General features: G+C 59.9%; 10 protein-coding genes. 3 read left to right on the forward strand and 7 right to left on the reverse strand.

The window, feature by feature from the left end; all coding sequences use genetic code 11:
• Positions 1-34 precede the first annotated feature (34 nt).
• On the forward strand, positions 35-1,282 hold the full coding sequence (locus tag FHW77_RS19020; protein WP_004443705.1) for a glycosyltransferase family 4 protein: 1,248 nt from the start codon (positions 35-37) through the stop codon (positions 1,280-1,282).
• Positions 1,279-2,430, forward strand: a complete 1,152-nt coding sequence (locus FHW77_RS19025) for a glycosyltransferase family protein (RefSeq protein WP_004443706.1) — start codon at positions 1,279-1,281, stop codon at positions 2,428-2,430. The genes FHW77_RS19020 and FHW77_RS19025 overlap by 4 nt, the downstream gene beginning before the upstream one ends.
• On the opposite strand, the gene FHW77_RS19030 is transcribed toward FHW77_RS19025, so the two are convergent.
• The 6 genes from FHW77_RS19030 to FHW77_RS19055 all read right to left on the reverse strand — a co-directional run bounded on the left by FHW77_RS19030 (position 2,396) and on the right by FHW77_RS19055 (position 9,566).
• Positions 2,396-3,136 (reverse strand): copper homeostasis protein CutC, encoded by a 741-nt coding sequence (locus tag FHW77_RS19030; RefSeq protein WP_004443708.1) that lies wholly within the window; start codon positions 3,134-3,136, stop codon positions 2,396-2,398. The genes FHW77_RS19025 and FHW77_RS19030 overlap by 35 nt on opposite strands.
• Positions 3,137-3,161: 25 nt before the next feature.
• A complete protein-coding gene (locus FHW77_RS19035; RefSeq protein ID WP_004443711.1) occupies positions 3,162-4,367 on the reverse strand; it encodes an MFS transporter in 1,206 nt (401 codons plus the stop codon).
• A 62-nt stretch (positions 4,368-4,429) separates the two neighbouring features.
• A complete protein-coding gene (locus FHW77_RS19040; protein WP_004443714.1) occupies positions 4,430-5,863 on the reverse strand; it encodes a M81 family metallopeptidase in 1,434 nt (477 codons plus the stop codon).
• A gap of 12 nt (positions 5,864-5,875) precedes the next feature.
• On the reverse strand, positions 5,876-7,795 hold the full coding sequence (locus FHW77_RS19045) for a beta-N-acetylhexosaminidase (RefSeq protein WP_004443717.1): 1,920 nt from the start codon (positions 7,793-7,795) through the stop codon (positions 5,876-5,878).
• A gap of 44 nt (positions 7,796-7,839) precedes the next feature.
• Positions 7,840-8,622, reverse strand: a complete 783-nt coding sequence (locus FHW77_RS19050) for an SDR family oxidoreductase (protein ID WP_004443718.1) — start codon at positions 8,620-8,622, stop codon at positions 7,840-7,842.
• Positions 8,623-8,702: 80 nt separating this feature from the next.
• A complete protein-coding gene (locus FHW77_RS19055) occupies positions 8,703-9,566 on the reverse strand; it encodes a MurR/RpiR family transcriptional regulator (RefSeq protein ID WP_004443719.1) in 864 nt (287 codons plus the stop codon).
• Between the two features lie 243 nt (positions 9,567-9,809).
• On the opposite strand from FHW77_RS19055, the gene FHW77_RS19060 reads away from it, so the two are divergent.
• Positions 9,810-10,295, forward strand: a complete 486-nt coding sequence (locus tag FHW77_RS19060; RefSeq protein ID WP_004443720.1) for a hypothetical protein — start codon at positions 9,810-9,812, stop codon at positions 10,293-10,295.
• A 149-nt stretch (positions 10,296-10,444) separates the two neighbouring features.
• Here the strand turns inward: FHW77_RS19060 and FHW77_RS19065 are convergent, their stop codons facing one another.
• Positions 10,445-11,557: an ABC transporter ATP-binding protein gene (locus FHW77_RS19065; protein ID WP_004443721.1), complete on the reverse strand. Its 1,113-nt coding sequence runs from the start codon at positions 11,555-11,557 to the stop codon at positions 10,445-10,447.
• Positions 11,558-11,590 lie beyond the last annotated feature (33 nt).

Below are 11,590 nucleotides of genomic sequence, written 5' to 3' on the forward strand. Positions count from 1 at the left end.
TCGGCAACCAACGTTCAGAAGAGACGCGCGCAACGTGACTGATGCAAAAAAAATCGTGGTGCTCCTCAAGGGCTATCCGCGCCTGTCCGAGACTTTTATCGCCCAGGAATTGCTGGGGCTTGAAAAGGCCGGGCTGAAGCTCGAACTCATGTCCATGCGCCGGCCGACGGATAAGAAACGCCATCCCGTTCATGATGAGATCCGCGCGCCCGTCACCTACCTGCCGGAGTATCTGCATGAGGAACCTCTGCGTGTGCTGAAAGCCCTGTGGGTATGTCGCAAAAAGCCGGGCTTCACCAAGGCGCTTCGCCAGTTTCTCAGCGACCTGCCCCATGATCTCAGCCGCAACCGCTTTCGCCGTTTCGGTCAGGCGGCCGTGCTGGCCAATGAATGGCCGGAGGATGCCGGGTGGCTGCATGTGCATTTCATTCATACGCCCGCCTCAGTCGCGGCCTATACCCATCTCATCACGGGCACGCCCTGGACGATTTCGGCCCACGCCAAGGACATCTGGACCTCCAGCGACCGTGACCTTGCCGCCAAGCTGCAAAGCGCCCGGTGGGCCGTGACCTGCACTGCCGGCGGCTTTCGGCATCTGCAGACCCTTTCCGGGGTGAGGCAGAACGTGCATCTGAGTTATCATGGCCTCGATCTCACGCGTTTCCCGCATTTCGACACGCCGCGGCCGGCGAGAGACGGTTCAGATGCCGAGGATCCGGTCAGGATTTTGAGTGTCGGCCGTGCGGTCAAGAAAAAGGGAATCGATATTCTGTTGGGCGCGCTCGCCTCGCTGCCACGCAATATCCATTGGCGCTTTACCCATATCGGCGGCGGGGACGAATTGGCTGCGCTGAAAAAACTCGCGGACGAACTTGGCGTCTCCGACAGGGTCGTCTGGACGGGAGCCATGGACCAGAAGCAGGTGCTGGAGAATTACCGGCAAGCGGACCTCTTTGCCCTTGCCTGCCGCATCACCAGCGATGGCGACCGCGACGGTCTTCCCAACGTGCTGGTCGAGGCTGCGAGCCAGGCGATGACCTGCATCTCCACCAACATATCGGGCATTCCGGAGTTCTTCGTCAGTGGTGAAAACGGCCTGCTCACAGAGCCGGAAAATCCAGCGGCCTTCGCAGAAGCCCTGCGCTTGGCTATTACCGATCCGCAATTGCGCCAGCGACTTGGCAGCGCCGCCGAAAACCGTGTGCGCACCGCCTTCGATCATCGCACCAGCATTGCCGAACTCAAGACGCTCTTCGAGACCGAATGGGAAAAGACACCATGACCGAGATGGAAAAGCGGCCCTGTGTTTTCTTTTATGTCCAGCATCTTCTTGGCATCGGCCATATAGCCCGCGCCAGCCGCATCGCCAATGCCCTTCAGGCGGATGGCTTCAACGTGGTTCTGGTGACGGGCGGAACGCCTGTCCCGGGTTTTCCGGGTGAAGGCATCCGTCATGTCGAATTGCCGCCGATTGCCGTCAGCGATGGCAGTTTTACCGGCCTGGTCGACAGTTCCGGCAAACCGGTGGATGACGACTTCAAGAGGCTCAGGACCGATATGCTGATCGGTGCCTATCATGGCGCCAAACCCGATATCGTCATCATCGAGGCTTTTCCCTTCGGCCGCAGGCAGGTGCGATTCGAACTGCTTCCGCTTCTCGATGAGATCGAGGATAGCGAACCGCGCCCGCTCGTCATGGCGTCACTGCGAGATATTTTGCAGGAAAAAACCAAGCCGGGCCGGGATGAAGAAACCGTCTCGCTGGTAAAGAAACATTTCGACGCCGTGCTCGTGCACGGCGACCCGGATTTCGCCCGGCTGGAAGATACCTTTCCCCTCGCCAGCGAGATACGTCAGCGTATTGTCTATACCGGCCTGGTGGCCCCGCTTCCACCGCCGGAACCGGTCGAGAAATTCGATATTGTGGTCTCCGCCGGCGGCGGCGCTGTCGGTGCGGCCCTTGTCCGGGCCGCCCTTGAGGCCGCGCTGCTGCTGGACGGTATCAAGAGCTGGTGTCTCGTCACCGGTCCCAATATGCCACAGGCGGATTTCGATGCGATATTGGCTGCGGCACCGGAAAATATCTCCGTTTTCCGCTTCCGCAAGGATTTCGCGAGCTTGCTCGCCGGCGCGCGCCTTTCGGTATCACAGGCCGGCTACAACACCGTCTGCGATATTCTTCAGGCAAAATGCCGTTCGCTCCTCATCCCTTTCGCGGCCGGCGGTGAAACCGAACAGAGCGCCCGTGCGGAGCGGCTGGCCGGGCTTGGGCTTGCCCATGTGCTGGAAGAGAAAGATATTTCGCCAGCCTCCATGGCCGAAGCGATCAAGGCGGCACTCGTCCTGCCGCCACCCGGTACGGTCCACCTCAATCTCGATGGCGCCGCCGGGACGGCTAGGACGCTGCATCGGCTTTATGATGAGCGGTAAGGATCGCCTTTAGTTCACGCACCGCTGCCTCATCCGTGACTTTGCGCCCCGCCCCGGTGAAACCGAGCTTCGCCACGCGGCTTTCCGGATCATAGTGAGGAACGGCGGAACAGGATGCGTGGATTTCGGTGATTAGAAGCCGGTCAAGCAGCGTCTGCACGCTTTGCGGACGCACGCCGGCACCCGGCATGATGGTGATCCGCCCGGCAGCGACCTCCGACAAGCGGGCCAGAGTGTCCACCCCCTCCAGCGCTGAACGTGCGCCGCCGGAAGTGAGAATTCTGGAAAAGCCCAGCGCAACGGCGGCCTCGAGGGCTTCATCCATGGCGGGAACGACATCGAAAGCCCGGTGAAGCGTTACATCCAGACCGTTGGCATGACGACGCAGCTCTTCGAGCAGCGGGAGATCGAGGGAGCCGTCCTCGCGCGATGCACCGAGCACCACGCCGGAAAGGCCCGCGGCGCGCGCCGCATCTATATCGCGTTTCATCACATCCGCTTCATCACGCGTGAAAACGAAATCGCCGGCACGTGGCCTGATCATCACGCTGACGGGCAACCCATAAGCCGCAGCGCGGTGCATAAAGCCGACAGACGGGGTGACCCCGCCGCCGGACAGTGCCGCGCAAAGTTCGATACGGTCTGCCCCGCCTCTCACTGCGGCTTCCAGGCCGGCCACATCGTCCACGCAAATCTCGAGAATCATCATAGCCTCTTTCATTCGATGGCGGTTACCTGCGGCGACCGATCCCATCAAGGGCGTAGAGCATATAAACCCCGCCAATCCCGACGATCGCCCCGAGGATCGACGTTCCCGAATAATTGGAGACGAGCGTGCCAAGGGCAAAAATCAGGGCGCCCAAACCCGCTCCAAGAAAAATATTGACGGCGATCAGCGAACTGCCGAGGCCCGGCCGGTCCGCGATCAGTTCCTGCAGGTAGGTGATGGGTATGCTGATGATCGCGGCCGCCCCCAGTGCGCTGATGACGGTCTGGGCATAGATATGCCACGGCGCCGATGCGAGCCCCTGCAGGATCAGGTAAACAGCGTAAAGCAGTGCGCCCGCGGCAAGCGTCAGCGTCTGGGGCACCTTCTTTTCTATCCAGCCCCACAGCAGGATGAAAACGATTTCCAGCGCGGCGACGATACCGGCGACGATGCCGATATCGGCCACCGTACCCTTGGCCTGCCCGGTAATGATGAGGGAGCGCACGGAATCGTTCAAATGCAGCATCGAGCAGATCAATGCGATGGCGACGATCCGAAGTAGCACCCGACGCGATCCGATTTCACCAAGCGAGGCGCGCAGACCAAAACGCGCTTCGGTATTGGCCGAGGCGGGCGTGGCGGCGCGCGGCAGGCAGAAGGCCACCAGCAGAAAACAGACGAGCGCGCATATGCCCGAGAACAAGAACGCGGTCAGCATGTTTCCGGAATTCACCAGAAACACCCCCACAAGCCCCGGCACCAGCACCCAGGAAAGCGAGATCGTCGCCCGCATGATGGAATTCACCGCGATCATCTCGCCCGTCGAAAGATTGCGGGCGTCGGCGCGCACATGCGCAAAGATCAGCGAATTCATCGCGCCGAAAATTGGCAAAAGCACGAGTTTGGAGGCCACAAAGGCAGTGGCATTACCGGCGAGATACACCAGCAGGTAGCCGCTGACACCGAACAGCGCAATATAGAGCATTGGCTTGCGATATTCACCCAGCCTGTCAGCGACGATGCCCATCAGCACACTGGCGCTGACATTGATGACGGCGGCAAACAGCATCAGCAGCGAATAGACGGTGTTGCTGAGCCCGATTTCGCGAATGCCGATCACCGCCTGATAGGGCGCGGTCGCCGCATTCGAAAATCCGAAGAACAGGATGGCGAGCGCCCCGATGCGGATCGACGGATTGTTGATGACGATGGAAAGAGCCGACGGCATGGATGTTCGCCTGAGATGATCCGGCAAAGCCGGATCGCTGGATTGAAGCTACCGGACCGTTGTCATCGCCAGCGGACCGAAAGGGCAGGATTCGGGACATAATCGAAGTGCGGCTTCCAGGGATAAAAATCGCCCTCCCGACGGCGATTGGGAAGATTTTCAATATCCTGATTGATTACCCCCTCCGTCAACGCCATGAGGTTGGGATTGGCGATCGGCGCGAGCTCCGGCGACAGGTAACCGGATTTCACCACCAGAAGCCGCACGTCCTTCGGATTGAAGCCAAGACGGGTGAAATCCGAAATCATGTGATAGGGCCGGCGACGAGCCGCCAGAATGACCGTGATTCCGCCGATGGCGATCACAGCCTGCCGCTGATCTGCCGCACCGGGATCGTCCAGTGTCACAACCTCGGCTTCAACGGTGACGGACGGGCTCCTCGGATCAAGACTTCCGCCGATCTTCAGGGAAAGGATCGCGCCTTCGCCCGCCGCAAAACAGGCTTCCACCGCAGGCCTGTCAGTAATGCCGCCCAGCAATGCCCCCTGCCAGTCACGCGCAAGCAGCGCCGCCAGAACATCGGCGCGATCGCCCACCCCGCCGCCAGTGGGGTTATCGCCCGTGTCCGCCAGAATGATCGGCCGGGTGGTCGTCGTTTCCGCAATATCCAGAATTTTCGCGAGTGGCTCCGTCACGGGACCGAAATGAAAATCCTGCCGGGCGTCCCAGTAGGATTGCGCGATCTCGGCCGCAATTGCCTGTGCGGCCGCTTTATCCGTTCCCGTCACCACGGCGCAAGCGGTCGCTCTCGGTTCATCCGCCCAGACGTAGCCGATCATGAAATTCGCATCCCAGATGCCAGGGCGGGCGTCATGATCAGGAAGGAAAGCATAAAGGCTCCTGGCCGGCTCGTCTTCCGTGGAAGTCTTCTCGCCGGGCAGCAGAACGGGGATTTTCGCCCATGCGATACCGGGTCTTGTCCCTGTCTCCAGGGCCCTGATCAACATCGTCCAGGCGCGCACCATCGTCTCCCGCACATCGATATGCGGCGCAGTTCGATAGCCGGCAAATATGTCGAGTTGATCGATGATCGTCTGGCTGACATTGCCGTGCAGGTCGTAGCTCGCGGAGATGACGACATCCGGTCCGACCACGGTGCGGGCGCTTGAAATCCAGTCGCCCTCCGCATCGTCCATGCCTTCAACATTCATCGCGCCATGCATGGCGAGATAAAGTCCGTCCAAGGGCAATGAGGCTTTCAGACGCTCGAGGAATTCCCGCTTGAAAGCGTCGTAGGCCGGGCGCGACACCGGACCGCCCGGCACCGCCCGGGCGTGCAGAAGCGGCAGCACCTCCGCTCCGCCTTCGGCGAGAAAGTTGAAATATTCGGCCTCCAGCAACTCCGCGCCGCGAAAGACGCGAAAATCCTCCTGTCCCATCAACACCGGCGAGTAGGTGCTGCACTCGGTATGGATTCCACCAACGGCAATACGCATGTCGCCTTCCCCTCAATACACCGGACTAAAGGGAACGATGGCCGCAAAACGCAACCAGTCCTTCTGCGCCTTCGGTGTCCAGGCCGCCTCGGCAATGGCCGGTAGCCGCGGGAAGACCAGATGGTTGAAATAGGCGCGGTTGAGGAAATGTTCGGACCAGATGCAGGCCTGAACACCCTTCATCCTCTCCTTCAACTCCTCTGGAAAATCACCGATCGCCTCATAAGAGTAGGTGTGAGAAGGCGGAACGGTGCCGGCCCAGCTGGCACCCGGCTCCTGCCAGGCTTCGTCCTGAACCATGTCGAGATAATAGGCCTGCCCCGGGGTCATCACCACATCGTAACCCTGCCTTGCGAGTTCAAGGCCGACCTCCGGCTTCTGCCACGCCATCAGCAATGTTCCCGCGGGGTCGACGCCGCCGCCGTGCGAAACCTCGTCCCAGCCGGCCAGCTGACGGCCGCGCTCGTGCAACATGGCCTGAATGCGTTTCATAAAATAGGACTGGATACCGAAAGTACCATCCAGTCCCTCCTTTTCCATCAGCTCCTTGGCGAGTGGCGAGGCGAGCCAGGATCCGTCCGCAACCTCATCGCCGCCGATGTGGATGAGCCGAGACGGGAACAGCTCCACCATCTCGTCGAAAACCTTGCCGAGGAATTCGTAAGTGAGTTCGATGGCCGGATTGAGCGCGTTGTTAGGATATCCCTGCACGGAGCGATAGCTGTCAGGGGCTTCCTGCCCGTCCGTCAGTTCCGGATAGGCGACGAGGGCAGCCGTACTATGGCCGGGAATATCGACTTCCGGCACGATTTCGACATTCAGCGCCGCAGCATGGGCAACGACCATGCGCACATCGTCCTGGGTATAATAACCGGAGACCGGTTCCGCGCCGTTGCCAAGCTGCGGCAGAAGCGGCGCATCCGGGCCGCGTGTGGCGCCGACCGTGGTCAATAACGGATAAGCCTTGATTTCAAGACGCCACGCCTCATCATCCGTCAGATGCCAGTGGAAGCGGTTCATGCGCAGCCATGCAAGAATATCGATGAGCCGCACGACATCCTGCGTCGGATAAAATTGCCGCGAGACATCCAGGTGGCAGCCGCGCCAGCTATAACGCGGCGCATCGCTGATTGTGCCGGACGCGGGAAAACGGAACCTTGGATCGAGACGCGCGCCATGCAGCAATTGCGCCAGAACCGTCAGGCCATACTGCAGCCCGGCAGCGGCCGAGTATTCCACGACAACAAAGTCAGAGGAAAAGGAAAGGCGATAACCTTCCGCCTCCAGTCCGCTATGCTGTTTGAAGTGCAGGGCCTTTCCCTCATGCACAGGGGCGAGGCTGAAGGGCACGTGCCCGACGGTAAATAGCCTGCGGAACAGCGAAAGCACGGTTTCCACCGCAAGGACTTCATCGGCCTTGGCATCTTCCGACGGGAAGAGCGCGACGGGAAAGCCGTCGCCGGGCTCGGCATCGATTTCGGCAGGCCAGGGCTGGATGGCAAAAGGCAGAACAAGCTTGCCTTCTGGAAGCAGCACCGGCGCCGGCTCGCTGTGACGCCCGTCCAACATCAGGTCCCCGACATCAACGGCGCGATGCGTGCCGTCGGCAAGGCTGATATAGGCGGATTTTGCACCATCCGTGCGATGCCGGGCGGGCCTCAGCAACCCATCGACGGTGAAACGCCAGGATTTGCCGGGTTCCAGCACGAAACCGGCAGGCGGCGCGAATTCATGGAAATTGGCGTTACGGCGCAGATAAACCGCATTGCCGCAAACCGGCTTGTCTACCGTCCGCGTCAGCGACGTGTAAACGATACGGAAATCCCTCAGCGGCTCTCGGGAAAGATTGATCAGCGTGAAGGTGAAGCCTCCGGATGCGGATTCCGCCAGTGGATGCCATGAATTTTCGAGACGATAGTTTGCGAGCGCCATGATGCTCCCCTTTATTGCGCATTTGACCCTATGAGAGGGCTCGGTCAGTAGTGTTCGGATTGCGAAAAAGTGCGGGCCAGCGGCGCCTGCCCCGCCGTGAGACCGCAATCGACCGGCAGGCACACGCCGCTGATGGCCGCCGCCTGCGGTCCCGCCAGAAAGGCGACCGCATTCGCCACGTCTTCGGGTTTCACGATGCGCTGCAGCGGATACCAGCGCTTCGCCTCCTCGAAGACCTGGGGATTGGCAGCGGCCCGCGCCTCCCACGCCTGGGTGCGCACGGTGCCCGGCGCGACAGCGTTGGAACGGATACCGAATTTCCCGTATTCGACGGCGATGAGTTTCGTCAGGTGGATCAATCCGGCCTTCGCCGCACTATAGGCTGGATGGCCAAAAACCGACATGCCGTTGACCGACGTAATATTGACAACGGAACCCTGTGTCCGCTTCAGCGCGTCTTCAAAAGCGCGAAAGCAGAGAAACGGTGCTTCGAGATTAAGGGCATTGTCCTGCCGCCATATTTCGGCGGTCGTGTCGTGCAGACTGACAGCCCTCGCGGCACCGGCATTGTTGACGAGTGTCGCGACATCGCCCAGCTCCGCGACGTCAGCCGCCAGCCTCGAAAGATCTGCAGGATCGGTGACATCGCAGGTTTTTGCAACGAAACCGGATCCGGAAAGCAGAGAAAGCGCATTGGAAAGGGCTTCAGCATCGATATCAACCAGCACCACCTTCGCATGGCTTTCAGAAAGCGCCGCGGCAATCGCCCGCCCGATATCACCTGCCGCGCCGGTCACGATGGCGAGCTGGTCTTTCCTGTCCTTCATCTCCTGCAACTCCCTTGAAGTTTCACGATCCCTGTTGCGGGGTCTCGGGCCGAGCAGCCCACGTTTTCATCATCCCACCTTCAGTCGCCGAGCAATTGCTTGTCATCCGAATCGCGATGCTCCACGAGCTGCTGCTTGATGTGACGCAACGTCACCATCGATCTTTGCCGGTGGTGATAAGCAGCAAGCGTCGCCAGAACGTCAACGGCGGCCAGATAGGCGTAGCGCGATGAAGTCGGGCGGAAGATATTGTTACCCTCGGGCACGTTGACACCCACCACCATATCCGCGGCCGCGGCAAGCGGCGTGTCGCTCTGGGTAAGCGCGATGGTGGTAACCCCCATCTCGCGAGCCAGCCTGAAACACTTCACCAGCTCCATGTTGCGGCCGGAAAAGGAGGAGCCAATAATCACGTCCTCCTTTCGGGCCGCGGCGGTCATCATCAGCTGCATGCTGTGATCGGCACTGGTGGAGACACGCAAACCCAGGCGAAAAAGCCGGTTCTGGATTTCCGAAGCGATCATTGAGGAATTGCCGCCCGCGCCGAAGGCATAGATCATGCCGCTATTGGCGATCTTGATCGCCGCTTCATCGGCAAGGGCAGGATCGAGCGTCCTGTGCAACAGGAAAAGTGCTTCCTGAGCCTTGGCAAGCACCTCTTCCGCGACGTCCGAGGGGCCGGTGCTGGACGGTTCGGAGGTGAGGTACCGGATACCGACATAGGCCGTCTTGGCGAGACTGACCTTGAAATCCGAAAAGCTCTGGCAGCCCAGCCGGCGGCAGAACCGCGTCACCGTCGGCGGAGACACTTCGGCGCGGGCGGCAAGTTCAATGATCGACGCATTGACGGCGAATTCGAAATCCGAAACCAGAATATCGGCAATCCGCCGCTCCGATTGCGAGAATTGTCCCCTGTCTTCCTGTATTCTTGCGAAAATATCCATGCTCACCGGTCTCCGTTCCGCCAAAACTTAAGGCTTGGCCCCGTTTCCGATGCACCCTAATCCAGGCCGCCCGTCAACCGAATAAAGCCGGGAGCCGCCGTTGTTCCGTCCTCCCGAAGACACGCCTGACATCCTCAAAATGAAAACGGTTTTCTCTGTTGATTGGAAGATGAGCATATGCCAACAATAATCACCAGGGAAATTTCCAATTCCTGAAAATAATTTCAACAACGGACCAGAATCATGCGCGATCCCTTCCAAAACCCCTTCGCCGAAACCGACAGCGCCCGCCATTCCATCTGGGAGATGCTGGTAACGCGGGACATCGACGCTTTCCTTGCAGCCGACTGGTCCAGGGTAGCGGATGATTTCGTTGAAGACGGCTTCCTCGGCATCAATGCCAGTCGGGATGCAAATCCTGACAACTGGCGCCTGTCTTTCCCCTCCCTTGCCGCCTATCGCGACGAGTGGCTGCGGCAGGCGAAGGATTTCCAAACCCAGCAATTTGCTGAAGACCCACGCCATGCGATCTTCACCACCACCACGCTTGAGGAAATTGAAGTGGAAGGCGAAACCGCGCTGGTTCGCAAGAAATTCGACGGCGGAATTCGCAGGGCCGATGGCGGTTTCGACGTCATGAAGTGGCAGACGCTTTATTACTGCCGGCTGCATGAAGGACGCTGGAAGATCAGCGGCTTTACCGGCTACATGCCCAACCCCATGCCGTGATCCAACGGAGATGCTGGAGTTCAGTGAACGCCGGGCCAAAAGCCCGGCGTTATTTTTTCGCCCGGTGACGGGCAAAAATCGCCGGACACCGATCGCATCAGGAAAAGCCGGGCGCGTTAGGACAGAGTGCATGGCCCGACTCCCAGCCGTTATTGTATCAGCTTGAGGACGGAAAGATCGACGCGCCGCTCGAGAGCAATGCCGCTTTCGTCGAACAGGTGACAATCCGATGCCTTGATGCCGGTGACGATGGGCTCGTCCACCACCACGGGTGCGGAGCCGGAAAGCAGCGCGCAATAGTTTTCACCTGTCGGCGCGACGCCATAGGCAATCGTGTTCACACCGAGCCGCTCGATGACACTGGGAGCCACCTTGATGTTGAGGTCCGCCGGCTCGAGGCCGGTATGTTCGGGGCGAATGCCAAGCGTTAGCTGGGCGCCTTGCAGAGCAGCGCGAGGTTCCACCGGCACGGTGATCGTCTGGCCCTCATAAGCCACTGTTACACCCTCGGGACCGACGGATTTGCAGGTGACCTTCAGGAAGTTCATTTTCGGATTACCGATGAACCCCGCGACGAACAGGTTCGCCGGCTTGTGATAAAGTTCGAGCGGCGCGCCCACTTGGGCGATTTCGCCGGCATTCAGCACAACGATGCGGTCCGCCATGGTCATGGCCTCCACCTGATCGTGTGTGACATAGATCATCGTTGCCTTGAGCGTCTTGTGAAGATTGGTGAGCTCGATGCGCATATCGGCGCGAAGGGCGGCATCAAGATTGGAAAGCGGTTCATCGAACAGGAATATCTTCGGTTCACGAACGATGGCGCGACCGATGGCAACGCGCTGGCGCTGGCCGCCAGACAACATGCCGGGGCGCTGCTGCAGGCGCTGGTCGAGCTGAAGAATCTTCGCAACGCTCTCCACCTTGTCCTTGATCTTGCCCTCTTCCATCTTTTCGACGCGCAAAGGAAAAGCGATGTTTTCGAAAACAGTCATATGCGGATAGAGCGCATAGGACTGGAAGACCATGGCGATACCACGCTTGACCGGCGGCAGTTCATTGACCTTCACGCCGTTGATGACGACGTCGCCGCCGGAAATATCCTCAAGGCCGGCGATCATGCGCAGCAAAGTGGATTTGCCGCATCCCGAGGGGCCGACAAAAACGACGAACTCGCCATCCCTGATGTCGAGCTGAACGCCCTTGATGACTTCGAAATGTCCATAGTTCTTGCGGACGTTGTTGAGATAAAGCTGACCCAAGACTTGCCTCTCCCGTCAGCGGCCGAAATCTGG

Origin of the sequence: Agrobacterium sp. RC10-4-1 (genome assembly GCF_014138475.1) — a bacterium.
In the GTDB taxonomy this organism is placed as follows: domain Bacteria; phylum Pseudomonadota; class Alphaproteobacteria; order Rhizobiales; family Rhizobiaceae; genus Agrobacterium; species Agrobacterium pusense.